Origin of the sequence: Geobacter sp. AOG2 (genome assembly GCF_019972295.1) — a bacterium.
Taxonomy (GTDB): domain Bacteria; phylum Desulfobacterota; class Desulfuromonadia; order Geobacterales; family Pseudopelobacteraceae; genus Oryzomonas.
Map to the genome: position 1 here is coordinate 2,355,852 of NZ_BLJA01000001.1, position 19,492 is coordinate 2,375,343.

Annotated in this window: 16 protein-coding genes; 6 read left to right on the top strand and 10 right to left on the bottom strand. The window is 55.1% G+C overall.

Going from position 1 to position 19,492, the window contains the following annotated elements; translation table 11 throughout:
* Window positions 1-35: 35 nt before the first annotated feature.
* From LDN12_RS10675 to LDN12_RS10700, 6 genes are all read left to right on the top strand, one after another.
* Window positions 36-1,103: a chemotaxis response regulator protein-glutamate methylesterase gene (locus tag LDN12_RS10675; RefSeq protein WP_223922659.1), complete on the top strand. Its 1,068-nt coding sequence runs from the start codon at window positions 36-38 to the stop codon at window positions 1,101-1,103.
* Window positions 1,104-1,114: 11 nt separating this feature from the next.
* Complete coding sequence (locus LDN12_RS10680; RefSeq protein WP_223922660.1) at window positions 1,115-2,353, top strand: EAL and HDOD domain-containing protein; 1,239 nt, start codon at window positions 1,115-1,117, stop codon at window positions 2,351-2,353.
* A gap of 227 nt (window positions 2,354-2,580) precedes the next feature.
* Window positions 2,581-3,345: a 3-deoxy-manno-octulosonate cytidylyltransferase gene (kdsB, locus tag LDN12_RS10685; RefSeq protein ID WP_223922661.1), complete on the top strand. Its 765-nt coding sequence runs from the start codon at window positions 2,581-2,583 to the stop codon at window positions 3,343-3,345.
* Window positions 3,346-3,376: 31 nt separating this feature from the next.
* Entirely contained in the window at window positions 3,377-4,981 is a 1,605-nt protein-coding gene (locus tag LDN12_RS10690) for a CTP synthase (protein WP_223922662.1), read from the top strand.
* A 3-nt stretch (window positions 4,982-4,984) separates the two neighbouring features.
* A complete protein-coding gene (gene kdsA, locus LDN12_RS10695) occupies window positions 4,985-5,803 on the top strand; it encodes a 3-deoxy-8-phosphooctulonate synthase (protein WP_223922663.1) in 819 nt (272 codons plus the stop codon).
* Between the two features lie 38 nt (window positions 5,804-5,841).
* The gene (locus tag LDN12_RS10700; protein ID WP_223922664.1) at window positions 5,842-7,242 is read left to right on the top strand and encodes a ParA family protein; all 1,401 of its coding nucleotides are present in this window, start codon (window positions 5,842-5,844) and stop codon (window positions 7,240-7,242) included.
* A 264-nt stretch (window positions 7,243-7,506) separates the two neighbouring features.
* On the opposite strand, the gene recN is transcribed toward LDN12_RS10700, so the two are convergent.
* The 10 genes from recN to LDN12_RS10750 all read right to left on the bottom strand — a co-directional run bounded on the left by recN (window position 7,507) and on the right by LDN12_RS10750 (window position 19,466).
* On the bottom strand, window positions 7,507-9,174 hold the full coding sequence (gene recN, locus LDN12_RS10705; RefSeq protein WP_223922665.1) for a DNA repair protein RecN: 1,668 nt from the start codon (window positions 9,172-9,174) through the stop codon (window positions 7,507-7,509).
* Window positions 9,175-9,208: 34 nt separating this feature from the next.
* Entirely contained in the window at window positions 9,209-10,072 is an 864-nt protein-coding gene (locus tag LDN12_RS10710; protein WP_223922666.1) for an NAD(+)/NADH kinase, read from the bottom strand.
* Between the two features lie 4 nt (window positions 10,073-10,076).
* On the bottom strand, window positions 10,077-12,740 hold the full coding sequence (locus tag LDN12_RS10715; protein WP_223922667.1) for a valine--tRNA ligase: 2,664 nt from the start codon (window positions 12,738-12,740) through the stop codon (window positions 10,077-10,079).
* 288 nt (window positions 12,741-13,028) lie between these two features.
* On the bottom strand, window positions 13,029-13,595 hold the full coding sequence (locus tag LDN12_RS10720) for a hypothetical protein (protein ID WP_223922668.1): 567 nt from the start codon (window positions 13,593-13,595) through the stop codon (window positions 13,029-13,031).
* A 39-nt stretch (window positions 13,596-13,634) separates the two neighbouring features.
* The gene (gene pilQ, locus LDN12_RS10725; protein ID WP_223922669.1) at window positions 13,635-16,445 is read right to left on the bottom strand and encodes a type IV pilus secretin family protein; all 2,811 of its coding nucleotides are present in this window, start codon (window positions 16,443-16,445) and stop codon (window positions 13,635-13,637) included.
* A 10-nt stretch (window positions 16,446-16,455) separates the two neighbouring features.
* Entirely contained in the window at window positions 16,456-17,010 is a 555-nt protein-coding gene (locus LDN12_RS10730; RefSeq protein ID WP_223922670.1) for a pilus assembly protein PilP, read from the bottom strand.
* Window positions 16,982-17,590 carry a type 4a pilus biogenesis protein PilO gene (locus LDN12_RS10735; RefSeq protein ID WP_223922671.1) on the bottom strand — a complete coding sequence of 203 codons (609 nt, stop codon included), beginning with the start codon at window positions 17,588-17,590 and terminating at the stop codon, window positions 16,982-16,984. The genes LDN12_RS10730 and LDN12_RS10735 overlap by 29 nt, the downstream gene beginning before the upstream one ends.
* Before the next feature lie 29 nt (window positions 17,591-17,619).
* Entirely contained in the window at window positions 17,620-18,195 is a 576-nt protein-coding gene (locus LDN12_RS10740) for a PilN domain-containing protein (RefSeq protein ID WP_223922672.1), read from the bottom strand.
* Complete coding sequence (gene pilM / locus LDN12_RS10745; RefSeq protein ID WP_223922673.1) at window positions 18,192-19,247, bottom strand: type IV pilus biogenesis protein PilM; 1,056 nt, start codon at window positions 19,245-19,247, stop codon at window positions 18,192-18,194. The genes LDN12_RS10740 and pilM overlap by 4 nt, the downstream gene beginning before the upstream one ends.
* A gap of 18 nt (window positions 19,248-19,265) precedes the next feature.
* Entirely contained in the window at window positions 19,266-19,466 is a 201-nt protein-coding gene (locus LDN12_RS10750; protein ID WP_223922674.1) for a helix-turn-helix transcriptional regulator, read from the bottom strand.
* Window positions 19,467-19,492: the final 26 nt, after the last annotated feature.

Here is a 19,492-nt window from a genome sequence, read left to right on the forward strand (position 1 = left end):
GGCCAACTCATCCGCCGCCCAAAAGGGAGAACCTCGTGACAAGCAAAATTAAGGTGCTGATCGTCGACGACTCGGCGCTGGTCAGGCAGGCGTTGACCGAAATACTGTCATCCGACCCGCATATCGAGGTTATGGCTGCCGCCTCCGACCCGTTTGTGGCGGCCCAGCGGATAAAGGAGTGCGTGCCCGACGTCATCACACTCGATGTAGAGATGCCGCGTATGGATGGCCTGACGTTCCTCCAGAAAATCATGTCTCAACACCCTATCCCGGTGATCATGTGCTCAAGCCTGACCGATTCGGGCAGCGAGACAGCCCTTAAGGCTCTGGAATACGGTGCGGTCGAGATCATCGCCAAACCTAAAATGGGTACCAAACAGTTTATTGAGGAGTCGCGGGTCCGCATTTGCGATACGATCAGGGCGGCGGCCATGGCCAAACCCCGGCCTCTCGCAGTACGGGCGCATGCCGTGACCCCCAAGCTGACCGCTGACGTCATCATGGAAAAGCCACCCACCAAGGCCATGATACAGACGACGGAAAAGGTCGTTGTCGTCGGAGCCTCCACCGGCGGCACCGAAGCCCTCAAACTCTTCCTCGAAATGCTACCGGAGAACGCCCCGGGCATAGTTATCGTACAGCACATGCCGGAACAATTCACGGCCGCTTTCGCCAAGCGGCTCGACAGCACCTGCCGCGTTACTGTCAAGGAGGCGGCCAACAACGATTCTGTAGTCCGGGGGCGAGTGCTGATCGCACCGGGAAACCACCACCTGCTGCTCAAGCGTAGCGGCGCAAGGTACTACGTGGAGATCAAGGACGGCCCGCTGGTGTCCCGCCACAGGCCTTCGGTAGATGTCCTGTTCCGGTCGGCCGCACGCTACGCCGGAAGAAACGCTGTGGGCGTCATCATGACCGGCATGGGTGACGACGGCGCCCACGGCATGAAAGAGTTGTTCGATGCCGGCGCCATGACTCTGGCCCAGGATGAAGCGACCTGCGTGGTGTATGGCATGCCGAACGAAGCTGTCAAATTGGGCGGCGTCCATAGAACGCTCCCCCTTCAAAGTATAGCCCCGGAAGTGCTGAGGCTGTGCGGATAATGGATTCTCATATGGGCCAAAACAATGAAAATTTTTTCCTGGGCAGGCAACCGATCCTCAATCGAAAGCAGGAGATCGTGGGCTACGAGTTGCTCTTCCGCGCCACCACCGCGAATCGCGCGGAATTCGAAAGCTATTCTCAAGCCAGTACCAGCGTCATCACCAGTGCCCTGTCGAACTTTGGCCTCCATGAGGTCCTGGGGGGAAAATTCGGTTTCATCAACGTCTATCTCGGTTTGTTTCTCTCGGAATTACTCGAATTGCTCCCCATCGGGCAATCGGTCCTCGAACTGTTGGAAACCATCAAACTGGACGGCCATATTGCCGAACGTTGCCGTGAGCTGAAAAAGCTCGGTTTCAAACTGGCCCTGGACGACCATGTGTACAGCCCCGAATATCACGAATTCTATTCTGTCGTCGATTACGTCAAGATCGATATTCTGGAAACCGACGCAGAACAGCTCCCCGAGATCGTCGGCAAGTTGCGCCAATGGCCAGTGAAGCTCCTGGCGGAAAAGGTCGAGACAGTCGATCAGTTCGAGACCTGCGCCGCCTTGGGCTTCGATTACTTTCAGGGGTACTTTTTCGAACGGCCGGTGGTGCTCAACAAGAAGCGGCTCGATGTTTCGGGCAGGGCCATGTTGAAGTTGCTCCAACAGCTTACCATGGACGCCCCCCTCGAAGAGATCGAACAAACCTTCAAGGAAAATCCGAGCCTCTCCTATAACCTGTTGCGATTGGTCAACTCGGTCGCACTTGGCACGCGTGAAAAGATCAAAACCCTCCGGCACGCCATCCTCATGCTGGGAACCAACCACCTGCGGCGCTGGATACAACTGTCCCTGTTCTCAGGCAATGACGCGCGGGGGATCGAAAATCCCCTCCTGGAGATGGCGGCGGTACGGGGACGCCTGATGGAAACGCTGGTGCTCCAGAAACTGCAACAATCAGCTTCCTCCGAACAATCTGAGGAAGCCTTCATGACCGGCATCCTGTCGCTTCTCGATGTACTGTTCGAAACCCCCATGGACGAGATCATCTCACACCTCAACCTCAACGAAGAAATATACAGCGCCCTGCTCGACCGCTCAGGACGCCTCGGCGACCTGCTCTCTCTTGCAGAAAAGCTGGAAATAACCGATTTCGATGCCGTCATGTTGTTGCTTGATCAGTGCAACATCACGCTCGACGAACTGCTGGCGGCGCAACTCGAGGCATTCAACTGGCGTTCCGGCATCATGTCCCACTGACAGTTCCAGCCTTTCCATCCTTGACACCCCTCGCCTTTTGAGGTAGCCTATCACGTCCTACCATAGGACATGCCTGATTTCGGGGCGCATTCAAATACCAAACTTGCAGGCTTCCTGGCGGTTTCAGCGTACGCGCGGTACGACGAGACCTCGTTCCTGTTTGCCTGTTTTCCTTTGGGTTCGCCCCTTGGCACACCATTCGAGATTTCTTGCAAGGTCATGTCGGTATGAAAATCACAGCTATCATCCCTGCCCGTTACGCATCCACCCGCTTTCCCGGTAAGGCCCTGGCCGATATCGGGGGCAGACCGATGATTCAACACGTCTACGAGCGGGCGTGCGAGGCGGCCCTGGTGTCACGGGTCATCGTAGCAACGGACGACACGCGCATCGCCGCCGCCATACACCAGATCGGCGGTGAGGCGGTCATGACTTCAACCGGCCATGAAACCGGTACTGACCGCTTGGCCGAGGTGGCGGGCGGTCTGGACACGGAGATCATCGTTAATGTGCAGGGGGACGAACCGCTCATCTCCCCGGAGATGATCGACCAGGCTATCGAGCCGTTCCTCGATGACCCTGCTTTGCAAATGGGGACTTTAAAGACCCGCATCAAGTCATTGCACGACTTTCTGAGCCCGAATGTTGTCAAGGTGGTCACCGGGGCGGATGGCTGTGCATTGTATTTTTCCCGTTCGCCGCTGCCGTTTTTTCGCGACAAGTGGCAGGACTTGAAGGACGAGTCCTTTGCCAACGGTAAACTGCTCTGTTACAAGCATGTCGGCCTCTATGTCTACCGCCGGGACTTTTTGCTCGAGTACGCTGCAATGCCGCAGACCTTTTTGGAGATCTCGGAAAAACTGGAGCAATTGCGGGCCATAGAGAACGGAACACGTATCCGCGTGGTCGAAACAGAATTCGAATCCATCGGTGTTGACACCCCTGATGATCTGGCAAAGGCTCAGGAGCGCTACCGGATATTGACGCAATAATCTTCAAACCGACCCAACAGGAGCAGATTTCATGAAAACCAAGTTCATCTTTATCACCGGCGGGGTTGTCTCGTCCATCGGCAAAGGGCTGGCAGCCGCCTCGCTGGGCGCATTGCTGGAGGCACGCGGCCTGCGCGTCACCATGCAGAAGCTCGACCCCTATATCAACGTGGACCCCGGCACCATGTCACCCTTCCAGCACGGCGAGGTCTTTGTCACCGACGACGGAGCGGAAACCGACCTCGACCTGGGGCATTACGAACGCTACACCAACGCCCGCCTCTCCAAAAAAAGCAACTTCACCACCGGCCAGGTCTATTTCTCCGTTATCGACAAGGAACGGCGCGGAGACTATCTGGGAGGGACGGTGCAGGTCATCCCCCATATCACCGACGAGATCAAGAGCAAGATCATCGAAAACGCCAAAGGTGCCGACGTCGCCATCGTAGAGGTCGGCGGTACCGTTGGCGATATCGAATCCCTTCCTTTCCTGGAGGCGATCCGTCAGTTCCGTTACGACCGGGGACACGGCAATACGCTGTACGTCCACGTTACCTTGGTGCCCTACATCCGTACCGCAGGCGAACTTAAGACCAAACCCACCCAGCACTCGGTTATGGAACTGCGCAAGATCGGTATCCAGCCCGATATCCTGCTCTGCCGTTGCGATCGTGAACTTCCTCAGGAAATGAAGAAAAAAATTGCCCTGTTCTGTAACGTCGAAGAGAAAGACGTCATACAGGTGGTGGACTCGGAGCACATCTATGCCGTACCCCAGGCGCTCAGCAAGGAACGGTTGGACGAACAGGTGGTGGATAAACTCAACATCTGGACCAAGGACCCCGACCTGACCCCATGGCAGGATGTGGTTGAGACCCTGCGCCACCCCAGCCACGGCGAGGTACGCATCGCCGTCGTCGGCAAATACGTCAACCTGACCGAGTCCTACAAGTCTCTGGCCGAGGCCCTGACCCATGGCGGCATCGCAAACGACTGCCGGGTGTACCTGAAGTACGTCGATTCGGAAAAGATTGAACGGGACGGTGTTGATGGCCATCTTGACGATGTGGACGGCATCCTGGTGCCGGGAGGATTCGGGGAGCGCGGGACCGAAGGTAAAATTACCGCCATCCAGTTCGCCCGCACGGCAAATATCCCCTTTTTCGGTATCTGCCTGGGATTACAGATGGCGGTCATCGAATTTTCCCGCAACGTCTGCGACATCCAGGATGCCTGTTCAAGCGAGTTCACGGACTGCGGTTCACCTCTCATCCACCTGATGGAGGAACAAAAAACCGTCAGCAAAAAGGGAGGGACCATGAGGCTCGGTGCCTATCCCTGTTCCGTCGCCAAAGGGACCCTTGCCCATGCTGCATACAACGCAACGGAAATCTCCGAGCGGCATCGCCACCGGTACGAATTCAACAACAAATTCCGCTCCGTCCTCACTGAGAAGGGCATGATCCTGTCCGGTATTTACAAGGACAAGGATTTGGTGGAGATTATCGAACTCCCCAACCATCCCTGGTTCCTGGGATGCCAGTTCCATCCCGAATTCAAATCCAAGCCGCTCCAGCCCCATCCGCTTTTCCGGGCTTTTATTGGTGCAGCGCTTACATACCGCAATACGAGGTAGACCATGACCCGCGAGATCACTATCAACGGTGTGAAGATCGGCGCGGGCAGGCCGCTGGTGCTGGTGGCCGGTCCTTGCGTCATCGAGTCTGAGGCGGCAACGCTACGTCACGCTGAGCGGCTCATGACCATCTGCAACGGCTTGGCCATGCCGCTCATCTTCAAAGCCTCCTATGACAAGGCTAACCGCACCTCTATCGGCGGTTTCCGGGGACCGGGGATGAGGGATGGCTTGAAGATCCTTGCCAAGGTTAAGGATTCCCTCGGGCTGCCGGTGCTCTCGGATATCCACTCCATTGAACAGGTGGCGCCGGCTGCAGAGGTGCTGGACGTACTGCAGATACCGGCCTTTCTCTGTCGCCAGACCGATCTCATCATCGCGGCGGCCCAAAGCGGTCGGGTGATCAACGTCAAAAAGGGACAGTTCCTGGCCCCCTGGGACATGAAAAATGTTGCCGCCAAGGCGGTGGCTGCCGGCAATGAGAACGTCATCCTGACCGAGCGGGGAGCCTCCTTCGGCTACAACAACCTCGTGGTGGACATGCGTACGTTCCCGATCATGCGCGCCACCGGTTTTCCGGTCATATTCGACGCAACCCACAGCGTACAACTCCCCGGAGGCCAGGGGGAGAGTTCCGGCGGCCAGCGGGAGTTCGTGGAGTATCTCTCACGGGCTGCTGTGGCAGCAGGTATCGACGGCATCTTCATGGAGGTGCACGAAGACCCGGACAAGGCGCTCTGCGATGGTCCCAACTCCATCCCCCTGAACGACTTGCCGACGCTTCTGAAGACGCTCAAGTCGATTGACGCCCTGGTCAAGTAGACCGGTGTCCCGTATCAACACTACCTTGAAGGATGTGCATGCAGAACTTTCCCTATATCATTACCATTTCTTCCGAAAAGGGTGGGGTCGGCAAGACCACCCTGGCCACCAACCTGGCCATCTACCTGAAGGCCATGCGGGACGATCTGCCGGTCACGATCTTCTCCTTCGATAATCACTTCACCATTGACCGGATGTTTGAACTGCCGGGACAACAGTTGAGGGGTACGGTCCATGAGCTGCTGAAGGGTGTTCCGGCACGGGAACTGGTACATGTGGGACAGTACGGCGTCGGCTATATCCCCTCCTCCACCGAACTGGGAGAGATTAACGAAAGCTTCCGAGGCCCCATGAGCCTGACGCGCATGTTCGCCGAGTGCGGGTTTGGCGGTATCGTCATCATCGATACCCGCCCGGATCTGAATATCCTGACCCAGAACGCCCTGTATGCCGCCGACCGGGTCCTGATCCCGGTCAAGGACATGCCAAGTCTGGAAAATTGCAAAAACATCTTCGCTCTGTTCGATCAGCGCGGCATCGACAAGAAATCCCTTTCCCTGATCCCCTGCTTAATCGATTCGCGTATCAAGTTTGATGGGCTTTTCAAGGACCAAAAGACCCTGTTGCGGGCCTTTGCCATCAATCGCGGTTACCGCTGCATGGACACCTATATCTCCAAAAGCCCCAAGGTGGAGAGCCTCAACACAAATCCGGACGGCAAGATTTATCCGATCCTGACTCATGCCCGCGGGACCGATGTCTACGGACAGTTCACCGAGATAGCCCGGGATATCTTGCGACATTATGATGCCACGCCCGAACCTCGTTCCTGTCTGTACGCAGCCTGGCTGAAGGAAAAAGAAGGTAAAAAAAAGGAGTCGTACCGTGCACGGCTGGAGGGACTTGCCGAGCGCTGCCTGATCTGTGGTGCACTCCTGTCCGAACAGCCGGAGCAGCGGGGCTTTTACTACGAGACCTCCGACCGGGCCAGCCGCGGCTTCCTGCATAACGACTGTTTCACCGATATGCTCTGTGCGGCACTTTACGGCATGACCAATCAATCCCAGGCTTACGGCGCGGCGCGCATGGTGATTGCCGATCGGACGTTGAGAACCGTCTCCCTGTTCTTTCCCCAAATCCAAGGAGCTACAGCCCTGCTCGATTACCGTCAGTTCAGTATGGAAGGGGATCAACTCTTCAGGAAGGAACTGCCTATGGAGGGCTTCAGCGAGGGGGAATTCGACGGCATGAACGACCGGCTCTTCCTGCTCCTGAATGAATCGCTGGCCGGTTATGAGGGGTCGTTACGAGAAGGAACCTGGTTGGCCGTGTACCCTGTCGACCCAGATGCTCCGGAAACGGTCCTCCAGGATGAACGCTACCGTTCCCTGCAACAGATTCTGGCAAAGATCGCTGAGCAGCTCGAACAACCAGCCTGACCTAGTGCCCTGTGCGGTTGGTTGTGGGAAGTAATTCCTTTGCTATGTTGGCCGATGCCAAGGCGCGGCGACGTAGGTGCAGCACGGCACGGCCTACATCAAGGAGCCGTAACGATGGCAGCGGTCAAAAGAGCCGGAATAACGAGTACGAACTAACCGCACGGACACTAGCATTTGCAGAAAGGCCACACGCCTCCGGCTGTTCAAACACGCCTTCATAGCCTCAACCCTCGCCGCCTCGATTTCATACTTGATTTGAAAGTATCATGCCTTGCCGTCGGCTGCCGCCAGCATCTCCGCGGCATGGGCCAAGGCCGAATCCGTGATCCTGGCCCCGGCAAGCATGCGGGCAACCTCGCGGGTGCGCTCTCCATCCTCCAACGCCACGATCCGGGTTGTGGTCCTACCGTTTGCCACCTGTTTCTCAACGCGCAAATGCTGACCGGCAAAGACCGCCACTTGAGCCAGATGGGTGATACAAAGCACTTGTTGCAATGCGGCAACGTTTTTGAGCTTTTTCCCCACCATTTCAGAAGTGGCGCCACCAATGCCGGTATCCACCTCGTCAAAGATCAGCGTCGGCACATCTCCCTCGGGCAAAACCTGCTTGAAAGCGAGCATAAGCCGCGACAGCTCACCGCCGGAGGCGATCCGTGCCAAGGGGCGGGGCGGTTCGCCCGGATTGGGAGAGAAAAGGAGTTCAACCCGTTCATATCCCGTGGAACGGGGCTCCGCCAGCGGTTCCAGGACCGTTTCAACGACGGCGTTCTTCATGGCAAGCTGGTGCACCTCTGCAGCGAGAGCCCTGGAGAGGGCACCGGCAGCAGCAGTACGCTGCGCGGTAAGGTCGCTTCCCCGCTGCCGCACCTCACGGTCAAGCCGCTCCAGTTCCTCCTCCAGTTCGTGCCGGGCCTGTTCCCGCCCGTGTAAGGTTTCCATCTCACTATCGAGCCCTTGCTTGAATTCGAGAATTGCCTCGATGGTCGGGGCATACTTCCTTTTGAGACGGTGGATCAGGTCGAGGCGGTCATCGGTCTGCTGCAACGCGGCTGGGTCGGCCTCAATGCGAGAGGCGTAATCGCGCAGCATGATCGCGGCGTCTTCCACCTGCAGATAGGCGTTTTCAAGCGAGGCGGCCAATCCCTCCAGGCTGTGGTCGATGGCGGATAGCTCGAATATGGCATTTTTGATGCGCCGCAACTGTCCCAGGATCGCCCCGTCACCTTCGTACAGCCGTTCAAAGGCATCGGCGCTGGTACTTCCCAGCTTTTCGGCACCTGCAAGGACTCTGCGGCGTTCTTCCAAATCTTCCTCTTCCCCGGCCCGCAACTCCGCCCTGGCGATCTCATCGATTTGGTATGACAAGAGATCAAGCCTGCGTTCCGCCTCCCGTTCCTCCTCATCCAGAGCACCCAGCCGTTCCTGAAGAGTGCGAAAACGCTCGAAAAGCCGGAAAAATTCCTCACGCTGGCCGTCCAGGCCGGCGTAGGCATCCAGGAGACGCAGATGGTTTTCCGGCCGGAGCAGGGTTTGGGACTCATGTTGGCCGTAGATATTGATCAGCAGGGGTGCGGTTTCGGCAAGAAGCGCCAGTGTGGCCATGCTCCCATTGATGAATACCCGGTTCTTCCCGGCTCGGGAGATGGAACGCTTCACGAGCAGTTCGTTGTCGCAGTCAAAACCGGAATCCCGGAGTTGCCGGGCCACATCGGGTTGGCTAGAGATGTCGAACAGCGCCTCCACAACCGCCTCGTCCGCACCGGAGCGGAGCAGGTCGGCCGAAGCGCGACCTCCCATGATAAGGCCGACGGCATCGATGATGATGGACTTGCCGGCGCCTGTCTCGCCAGTCAACACGGTAAGCCCCTCTTTGAAGGAGATATGCAGGGTGTCGATGATGGCGATATTTCTGATGGTCAGGTCGGTCAGCATGAAATCACACTCCGCAAGCTACGCCGGGGCCGCACTACTGCCCTCCCCATTTCAGCTTTGTCCTCAAGACCTCGAAATAATCCCGGCTGCGTGACATGACCAAAGCGGTGGTCTTGAGAGCGGAGCGCACATCGACCGAATCCCCTTCCATCAATTCGAACCCGACTTGACCATCCAGGGTCAGATAGACCTTCTCGTCGAAGGAGGACGCCACGGTGATAGCGATGTTGGAGTCGTCGGAAACCACGATAGGACGGTTCGTCAATGTGTGGGGACAGATGGGGGTTATTACAATGCAACTCATCTGTGGGTGGATGATGGGGCCGCCGGCAGACATGGAATAGCCGGTGGAGCCGGTAGGCGTGGAGATGATCAGTCCGTCGGCTCGGTAGGTGGTTAGAAAATGGGCGTTAACCTTGGTTTCCAGGTCAATGATCCGGGCCAACGCCCCCTTGTTGATGACGATGTCGTTCAGCACATGGTGCTTCTCGATCTCCCTCCCCTCCCGGCGGACGCTCACCTCCAGCATCATGCGCTCCGAAACGCGGGGGGCGCCCTTCAGGCATAGCTCCAGCACCGGGTACATCTCCTCAACCGTCACCTCGGTCAGGAAACCGAGACTCCCCAGGTTGACCCCAACGATGGGGACTTCCTTGCCGCTGAAAAGCCGCGCCACCGAGATCAGCGTACCGTCGCCCCCCAGTACCACCACCAGTTCGGCCTGCTCGCGGATCGCCTCGGCCGTGGTCCCTTGGGAATACCCGATGTGGCTGGCCAAGTGCACCTCCACCAGCGGCCGACAACCCCGTTCCTCCAGCCAGTTGATGAGATCGTCGGCAACCCCCTGGCAACGCGGGTCATGCTTCTTGGCGAATATGGCAACGTTTTGAACCGGCATATAATCACCCTTTCAGGTGTCTGATCTTTTCCAGGCTCGCTTCCAGTACCAGCTTTTTATCGGCGACTTCGACCAACTTTTCCCGCTCCCTGGCAACCACATCCGCAGGGGCGCGCTCTACAAAGCTAGGGTTCTCCAGCTTTTTCGAAAACTGGTCGATCTCTTTTTCGATCTTGGCGATCTCCTTGAGCAGGCGCTTTTCCTCTTCCTCCACATCCACCAACCCCTTGAGAGGCACGAAGATCTGAACGTCCCCCGCCACCTGAATGGAGGCATCCTCCGGCTTCTCAATTCCCTTGCCTATGGCTAGGTCTGCGACCCGCCCCAAGCTGATAATGGCCGCTTCGTTGTGCTTCATCAGCCTGAGGCTCTCTTCTCCAGCGCAGGAAAGGATCACGCTGATCTCCCGTGACGGGGGCACCTCCATCTCGCCACGGATGTTGCGGATGCCGCCGATAACCGCCATGACCCGTTCCATGTTGGCTGCCGCTTCGGGATGGGAACGCTCGGTGAGCGGCTCGGGGTACGAAGCCAGCATGATGGTCGGGTCCGCTTTTACGCCCGGCAGGGCCTGCCAAATCTCTTCGGTGATGAAAGGCATGAAGGGGTGCAGCAGTCGCAGCAGATGCTCCAACGTGTACCACAGTACGTACTGGGCCGTCTGTTTGCGCTGGCTGTCATCACCGTATAGATCCTTTTTGGAAAGTTCCAGGTACCAATCGCAGAATTCGCTCCAGGTAAACTGGTACAGACCCATGGCCGCTTCATTGAAGCGGTACTCTTCCAGGGCTTTATTCGTCTCCCGGGCTGCCTCGTTCAGGCGGTGCATAATCCACTTGTCGCTCTCGGAGAGTGGCAAGTCCTCAAATTTAAGGGTATCGGGATCAAAACCTTCCAGGTTCATCAGGGTAAAACGAGCTGCATTCCAAACCTTGTTGCAGAAATTGCGGTAGCCGGCGATACGTTCCTCGGCCAGCTTGATGTCCCTCCCTTGGGCGGCAAAGGCAGCAAGAGTGAAACGGAAGGCATCGGTGCCGTATTGGTCGATGATCGTCAGCGGGTCGATCACGTTTCCCTTGGACTTGCTCATTTTCTGTCCGTGGGCGTCCCGCACCAGGGCGTGGATGTACACATCCCCGAAGGGAACCTCATCCATGAAGTGCAGTCCCATCATCATCATGCGGGCCACCCAGAAGAAGAGGATGTCGAAACCGGTCACCAGGCAGGAGGTGGGATAGAAGGTGGCCAGTTCCGCCGTTTTTTCGGGCCATCCCATGGTGGAGAAAGGCCACAGGGCCGAGGAGAACCAGGTATCAAGCACGTCGGTTTCCTGGCGAAGCTCGTCGCTCCCGCACTTGCAGCAGGTCGCCGGGGCCTCCATGGCTACGGTCACCTCGCCGCAATGGTCGCAGAACCAGGCCGGGATGCGGTGCCCCCACCAGATCTGACGCGAGATGCACCAGTCGCGAATATTTTCCATCCAGTCGTAGTAGGTGTTCTCCCACTGTTTGGGGAGGATACGGGTTTTGCCTTCCTTAACCGCGGCCAGAGCCCGCTCCGCTAGGGGGGCGACCTTCACGTACCATTGCAGGGAGAGATAGGGTTCCACTACGGTCTTGCAGCGATAACAGCCACCCACCGCCATTGCGTGGTCATCGATCTTTTCCAGCAGCCCGGCTGCTTCCAGGTCCCCAACGATCCTCTTGCGGGCCTCGAAGCGATCCATCCCTTCGTACTGACGCCCCTCGGCATTGATGATGCCGGACTCGTCGAAGACGTTGATCTTGTCCAGGCCATGGCGCTGGCCGACCTCAAAGTCATTGAAATCATGGGCCGGCGTGATCTTGACCACCCCGGTGCCGAACTCTCGGTCCACGTACTCATCGGCCACCACCGGGATCTCCCGGTTGATCAGCGGCAGGACAACCTTCTTGCCGACCAGGGCCTGGTAGCGTTCGTCCTCGGGGTGTACGGCCACCGCCGTATCGCCCAGCATGGTCTCGGGGCGGGTTGTGGCAACCACCACATACCTCCCCGGCTCACCGGTTACCGGGTAGCGTATGTGCCACAGATGCCCTTTCTTGTCCTCGTGCTCCACCTCGATGTCCGACAGGGCGGTATGGCAGCGGGGGCACCAGTTTATCAGCCGGTTGTCCCGGTAGATGAGGCCGTCCTGGTATAGTTTGACAAAGACGGTACGCACCGCTTTGGACAACCCTTCGTCCATGGTGAAGCGTTCCCGCTCCCAGTCGCAGGAGGCACCCAGACGTTTCAATTGACCGATGATCTGCCCTCCCGACTCAGCCTTCCACTTCCAGACCCGCTCGATAAAGGCCTCGCGCCCCAGTTCGTGACGGTCCTTCTTCTCGGCGGCAAGTTGGCGCTCCACGACGTTCTGCGTGGCAATACCGGCATGGTCGGTGCCGGGCATCCAAAGCACGTTGTACCCCAGCATCCGCTTCCAGCGGCAGAGGATGTCCTGAAGGGTATTATTGAGGGCATGCCCCATGTGCAGGGCTCCGGTGACGTTTGGGGGCGGGATAACGATGCTGAAGGGTTTCCGGTCGGATGTGGCAGCGGCATGGAAGTATCCCTTGCCTTCCCATTCCGCGTACCATCTTTTTTCAACATCGTGAGGTTCGTAGCCTTTTGCCAGTTCTTTGGTCATGGTTGCATAACACCTTTATCTAAGTGATTTCTTGTCTATTTAAGGGGAATGGCCAACAATGCCCCATGGTGCTGCCAAACAATGGCATGCCCGAACAAGCAATATAAAAAAAACAGGGGGATTATGCAACATCCCCCTGCAAAAAACACATCTTTTTATCTGATCTCGATAGGTAACGGTCCGTCATAGAACCTGATGGTCTCTCCTACCGGTCCAGAGCCATGATGTTGAAATCCTTGCCCGTGTACAATAACGGATTACCTCTAAGGTACCACCGCATATGTTGCGCTACTTTGTGATAAACAACGTAACATCCGTGGTCGAGGAGAGAGACTTGTTCGTAGTATCTTCAATACCATTGAACGTAACGTGGGCAGTATATGTTAATACATTGCTAGAGTAATTACTGAACACGGACGGATAATTTGTCTGAATATAATTTTTGACCTCTGGCTTAATTATAGGCGTGCCAGTATATTCCAGCGTACCACCAGCGCTAATTGACCCACCAGTAGCCAATGTGAATCCCGGTATCGGATATTGATGAGTATCATTTATTGAATTACTTACATACGAATAGCTGACCGTATATGTCGGTACCGAGATGGTAGAGGCGACAAAGGTCCCAGTGACCGTACCCAATATAGCAGATGTCAATGTAAAGTCCATTCCGGCATAATCGTTCAGATCGGATGCTGATGTAGTAACGGCCGGAGAGCTACCTGAAGTAACAGATGAGTGCAGACTAACAGTGCTCCCTACCGAATAATTCGAACTTCCGTTACTTCCACCGCATCCACCCAGCAGCGAGAGGACACTCAGTACGACGAGAATCTGCAAGCAATAGCTTTTCATTCGACCGCTCCTTGTATATATGACAACCGATGACAACCGTTAAATAGTGCTCAATATTCTCGGCGTAATAAAGATCAGCAACTCGGTCTTTGTTTTTGATTTTGAATTCGATTTGAAAAATTTACCCAGAAAAGGAATGTCCATCAAGAACGGGACTCCTTCATCAGATTCCGTATCGTTGTCAACGTAAATCCCACCAATGACTGTCGTTTCTCCGTCGCGAAGCAGCATCTCCGTCGTCGCCTGTTTTTTATTAATTGACGGAGCGGTGCTGCCGGTAGGAACCGAGCCGGGAGAATCGTTCTTGGCGTCAATTTTCATGCTGATCGTCCCATTGGAATTGATATGCGGGGTTACCTCCAGCGCCAGCGCCGCCTCGACGAACTTGGTTTCAACCTTGTCGGAGGTAGATGAGGTGTAGGGGATCTGTTGCCCTTGGGTGATCTTGGCGGTCTTGTTGTTCAACGTCGCGACCTTCGGCGTAGAGACGATTTTAACAAGGCCGACGGTCGCTGCGGCGTTCAAACGCATATCAAGCTGAATATTGCTGGCAAGCGAGCCAAAGGATATGCCGGTTGCCGTGCCGGAGTTGCTGCTTGCACCGGAGGTGGAAGGAATCGTTGAAACCGCACCACCAAAGGTGGTGTCTACTGAATTCATCCCTAGGAAAGACGCTGAAGCATCCCGATAATGGATACCCCAGTTCACACCGAGGGAGCGGGTAAAGGTTGAGGTTGCTTCGACAATCCGGGCCTCGATCATGACCTGCTTCTCCGGCACGTCGAGTTGCTGCAGCAGTTTGCGCATATCGTCCAAAGCCTGGGGGATGTCCTTGACGATCACCTTGTTGGTACGCGAATCCTGCGAAATCACACCACGTTCACTTTTAAGCCCGTTGAATTGGCTGGAGATGGTCGCTATATCGGCGTAATTGATGTTGAACGTTTCTGTTTTAAGTTCTATGGACCGGGTCAGGGCCTTCTTGACCTCCTGCTCTTCTTCGGCCTGAGACTTGAATTTCCCTTTACCCTTGATGATGATGATGTTGCCTTCTTCCCGCTTGTCCAATCCCTTGGTGTCGAGAATAATATCCAGCGCCTGATCCCAGGGCACGTTGACCAGCTTGATGCTGATGGTCCCGGTGACATCGTCTCCCAATACGAAGTTTTTGTTGCTCACCTCGGAAAGGAGTTGGAATATCTTGCGTACATCGGCATCTGCAAACTCAAGGGTGACCTTGCGGCCCTTGTAGTGTTTCACAAGTTCACCCGATTTGGTCGAGAAATCCGGTGCGGACGTCAGTTCTGAGTTCAGATCCGCCTCTTTTGCAGCAGGGCGTCTGGGGTGAGCGGCCTCCAGTTCCGGCTTTCCTGCGATGAGCCCTTCGGGGGTTTTAAAATCCACGAAGAGCATATCGCCATTGCGACGGAATTCATACGGTGCGTCGACGCGTAAAGCAATACGCACTTTGGTGTCGGTCCCTTTGCGGGTTTTGACCATGAAGGGAGTGACCCGAAGGACCGGTGAGACAAAAGCTTCGGCATCCAGGGAGCGCTGAAGGCGCTTCGGAAGGCTGGCTTCGTGTATCGTCAGGGTCACGAACCCTGCCGTTTTGACCGGTTGCTCGACGGTAACGTCTCCGCTCACCTTGACCGACACGCGGGAGACATTGTCAATTACCTGAAAATCGATCATTTCAACCATGGCGGGACCGGCTGTCATACGCAACTCCGTCTTATGCGTCGGGGAAGGCGCAGGCACCGACGACTGGGGCAGAGGCTCCGTCACTACTGGCGCAGACGGTTTTATTTCAGCTTTGACCGGAGCTTTTTGCGGGGCTGGTTCATTGACTGTTTTTTCCGCACCGGCTGTGACGAGCGGCAAAGTCGTCGGCCCGGATGTACTCCCAAGGGCAACCCGTATCCCCTCGTCCGTTTTCACGGCTGTGGCCTCCGGGAAGCTGCCATTAACCCCATCAAGCACGACGCGCGTTTTATCAGGATAGAGACCGATGCGCGCCGACGCAACGCTATCGGCATTCAGGGGGATAAAACGGCTGGGCAGGATGCTCGTGACGCCAAACAGGTCTATGACATAACGCTCGGGCTTATTAAGCCTGAACGTCTTGAAATCTTCGGGGCCGCCATCAATGGCGAGAAATATAGCGCCGTCCTTTACCGCAATCGCCTTTAACGCATGTGTGGCGACACCTGTCGGAGGAACGACCGGTTGCAGTTTGGCGCCGACTTCCGGTACAGCACGAGACGCCGGCTCAGCCGCAGCCTCCTTTGCAGCATCGGGAACGGGAGTAGTAATCGAAGCAGGATTTTTCTCGGAGACTTCAACTGCTTTATCGGCAGCCGGAGGCGTTACCGTTTCAGTATTTGTCACTGCCGGCAGCGTATGTTGTACCGGAAAGGAGATATGCAGTTCGCCGGGTTGGGCCGGAGAAGCGGAGATAATCGCGTCGAGGTCGTTGACCAGTTCAATATTGATGCGGGTCAACGTACCGGCATCAGTATCAAAACGGCTGACGGTAACGTTTTTGATATTACCCTTATTGATTACAATCGGCGCCGTAATGGCGCCCTGTGTTGTTTGAGACAGGTCGATAACCAGACGGAGAGGTGTAGTGGTCTTGTAGCTCGTGTACGTGGCAGGCGAAGAGAGCCTGACGACAAGTTCCGTCGCTTCGCCTTCACCGGATGCGGTTATCGACTCAATGGCGGCAAACTTGGTTTTTGCAGGTTCCTGAACAGATTCCGCCCTGCCCGCCACACCTGTGAAGAGAATGGCCGATACCGTCAAGACAAAGGCTAGAACAATAGATTGTCTCGTAAAGCACTTCATGCGGAACTCCTTATTGTTTCCTGGGAAGGGTGATTTTAATGGTTTCTTTGCGCACCCGACCGTTGTCATCTCTGAATTGCTCTAGCACATCCACACCACTATTGCTGATCGAGGTTATCAGACCTTCATTTTTGCCGATCGTCATGCCCACCTTGACGACATACCCCTTGCCATTGGGGTCGACAACCATTGCCTTATTTTGCCTGTCACCCGTCACGATGCCGATCAGCCTGAACTGACCGACATCAAAGCTGTGGATGGGGAGACCGTCCCTGACGATTCTTTTTCCACCGGCCTGAGGGGCCTTGACGACCATAAAGGGCTTGAAAGGATCTTTTTTGTTACTGAAATCGAACTGATTAACCGGTGCCGGCGGCAGTTTAAGCGCTGAGCTGACCGCTGTTTGCACTGGTTTGGGCTGATGGGGGACCGTGGCCTTGGCCGGCTGCGACGGAGGCGCGGGCGGCTCATTCTTTTTGCAACCGGGCAATGTCGCCATCACTACACCGATAGCAACAATAACCGCAGGCAACCAGCTATTTGGAAGCATGTTTCTTCTTATCATCCTTAATCTCTTTCTTATCAAGGAAGCGGAATGTGGTGGCAAGACAGGTAACCTTTGTCATCATCCTGTTATTTACACTCTTGATATCGCTAAAAGCCACGTTGGTTATGTTGACAATCCGGGGCAGGTTCGCGACTGCGGCGAAAAAATTGGCGACACTATAGTAGGACCCGGCCACCGTAATATCAACCGGCACCTCTGCGTAAAAATCTTTGGCGGATTCACCCTTGGGCCTGAATACAAGAAAATCAAGACCAGCATTCTTGCCCAGTGTCGTGATGTTTGTCAGCAATGAGGGAATCTCCTTGGAATTGGGGAGTTCAGTCAGAGCCTGAGCGAGTTCCTTTGTAAGCTGGTCGTATTCCCGCTGGAGACGGGGAAGATTGTTCGCAATCCTGGTTTTCTCATCAATCTCGTTCTGGAGCTTCGATAAATCCGCTTTCAGTCCGTTCAGCTCCTGATACTTGGGCAGATACAGAAAATAGAGTAGTGCGGCAGCCTCAATAGCCAGCGCCAGCACAAGTATAAGGATCTTTTGTTTTGTCGGTAACTTAAGTATTTTTTCGACTTGCGGATCCATAGCCAATCCATCCTAGTTCAGGTTAAATGCTATTTTTTGGGGGCGGCCTCGGGTTGCGGCGTAACAGGTGCCTTCAACTTGCATGTCAGTTCAAACTTTTTCAACTTGGTTTCACTCGAACCGATCTGCTCGGACACGACCAGTTCAACACCCGTGTAATCCCGTGACGCCTCAAGACTGCGCATGAAGGACGCGATCAGCTCTTCCGTGTACGCGACTCCCGACAGCCTGATATTATCGCCGTTTTCCGTATAGCCGGTAAGCCAGAGTTGATCGGGAGTGATATCGCTTAATGTGGCCAAGCGTTCGGCCGGGCCGGTCTTGTTTTTACGCAACTGAGCCAATACATCCAGCTTTTTCTTTACCTGGTCTTTCAAGCTTTTGAGTTCTTCCAACTTCCCGATCTTTTTCTTAAGCTCCCCGATTCTCGCATTCGCAGAGTTTATGTCATTCTGTGCAGAAGAGATTTGAACCCGCTTGACAGCATACAGAGATGCCACGACAACCGCTACCACCAGCAGGCCAAAACAGAATATCGCGATCTGCTGGACGGCCGTTTCCTTCTTTTTCGCGGCCCGAACCGGCAATAAGTTGATCTTGATCATTTGTCCCCTACCCTCCTTGTGGCAAGCCCAACGCTTACTGCCATGAGCGGGCCGATTTCCTGAAGGTATTCAGGGTCAAAATCCTTTTCATTATACCTGAGCTTTGCAAAAGGGTTGATCGTCTCGACCGGCAAACTGAGTTTCTCGCTCATCGTCTCGCACAGGTTGTAGACCTTGGAACACCCCCCACTCACAAAGATCTTGATAATACGGTCCTCATTGGCCGTGGAGTTGTAAAAATCAAGCGAACGGCGGATCTCTTGGGTAATGGTTTCATTCACCTTGCCGAGTATTTCCAGTAAGGCGCTGTTTTTCGTTTCGTGGGCTAAAATTTTTGCAGATTCCGCTTCAATGCTGCTCAAACCCATCTGTTTCTGGATTTCTTCAGTATAGAGGTTGCCCCCCATTTGGACATCGCGGGTCAATAGCGTGATGCCGTTCTTTACTATATTGATATTCATGATAGTTGCGCCGATATTTATAAGCGCTAAAACGTCATCCGGGCCGATGTCATGGTTAATTTCAAAGGCATTCTGAACCGCAAACGAGTCCACATCGACTACGGCCAACTGCATGGCCGCTTCGTTAAAGACGGCCACGTAATCATTAATGATATCCTTCTTGCTGGCGACCAGCAACACGTTCATCTTGGCGGGATCGATGCTGTCGGGCGAAAGAATCTGAAAATCCATATTGACGTCATTGATATCAAATGGAATGTATTGTTCCGCCTCCCACGTAATCTGGTCCTCCAACTCCTCAGCCGGCATCGCGGGCAGAGTGATCTTACGAATGATAACGGAATTGCCCGAGATCGAGCAGGCTACATCCTTGGCCTTGACCCCCATACTTGCCACCAGGTTTCTTAACGCCATTACAATGGATGAACTATCGATAAGAGTGTTATCCACGATGGCTTCCGGCGGGAGCGGCACAATCCCGACATTGAGAAGCTGAAAAGCATCCTTCAAACACTTGATCTGCACCAGTTTCACGGAACTGGAGCCGATGTCTATTCCGATGATATCTTTTTGTCTTTTAAAAAGAAACATGTCAGGTTCCCGTTGTCGTTAATCCTGAAAGACCTTGTTTTTGTCGTCGAGTGAGTAACCTAGCGCAAGAATAATTTTTCGCTTGGTTTCAAGCCGGCAACTCTCCCCACGTTCAATCCTGTCTACCGTAAGCGCAGACACTCCGGCTTTCCGGGCAAGCTCAGACTTGCTCATGAGCTTTGATTCGCGGATGTTCTTTACCTTGTTCATACATTTCATAACAGTTCCATACCACCTCTTTTTTT

Coding starts and splice junctions, on each gene's coding strand:
- LDN12_RS10715 (WP_223922667.1), bottom strand. CDS start 12,740: ATGACCAAAGAACTGGCAAAAGGCTACGAACCTCACGATGTTGAAAAA.
- pilQ (WP_223922669.1), bottom strand. CDS start 16,445: ATGAAGTGCTTTACGAGACAATCTATTGTTCTAGCCTTTGTCTTGACG.
- kdsB (WP_223922661.1), top strand. CDS start 2,581: ATGAAAATCACAGCTATCATCCCTGCCCGTTACGCATCCACCCGCTTT.
- LDN12_RS10740 (WP_223922672.1), bottom strand. CDS start 18,195: ATGATCAAGATCAACTTATTGCCGGTTCGGGCCGCGAAAAAGAAGGAA.
- pilM (WP_223922673.1), bottom strand. CDS start 19,247: ATGTTTCTTTTTAAAAGACAAAAAGATATCATCGGAATAGACATCGGC.
- LDN12_RS10680 (WP_223922660.1), top strand. CDS start 1,115: ATGGGCCAAAACAATGAAAATTTTTTCCTGGGCAGGCAACCGATCCTC.
- LDN12_RS10735 (WP_223922671.1), bottom strand. CDS start 17,590: ATGGATCCGCAAGTCGAAAAAATACTTAAGTTACCGACAAAACAAAAG.
- LDN12_RS10720 (WP_223922668.1), bottom strand. CDS start 13,595: ATGAAAAGCTATTGCTTGCAGATTCTCGTCGTACTGAGTGTCCTCTCG.
- LDN12_RS10700 (WP_223922664.1), top strand. CDS start 5,842: ATGCAGAACTTTCCCTATATCATTACCATTTCTTCCGAAAAGGGTGGG.
- kdsA (WP_223922663.1), top strand. CDS start 4,985: ATGACCCGCGAGATCACTATCAACGGTGTGAAGATCGGCGCGGGCAGG.
- LDN12_RS10690 (WP_223922662.1), top strand. CDS start 3,377: ATGAAAACCAAGTTCATCTTTATCACCGGCGGGGTTGTCTCGTCCATC.
- LDN12_RS10710 (WP_223922666.1), bottom strand. CDS start 10,072: ATGCCGGTTCAAAACGTTGCCATATTCGCCAAGAAGCATGACCCGCGT.
- recN (WP_223922665.1), bottom strand. CDS start 9,174: ATGCTGACCGACCTGACCATCAGAAATATCGCCATCATCGACACCCTG.
- LDN12_RS10730 (WP_223922670.1), bottom strand. CDS start 17,010: ATGATAAGAAGAAACATGCTTCCAAATAGCTGGTTGCCTGCGGTTATT.
- LDN12_RS10750 (WP_223922674.1), bottom strand. CDS start 19,466: ATGAAATGTATGAACAAGGTAAAGAACATCCGCGAATCAAAGCTCATG.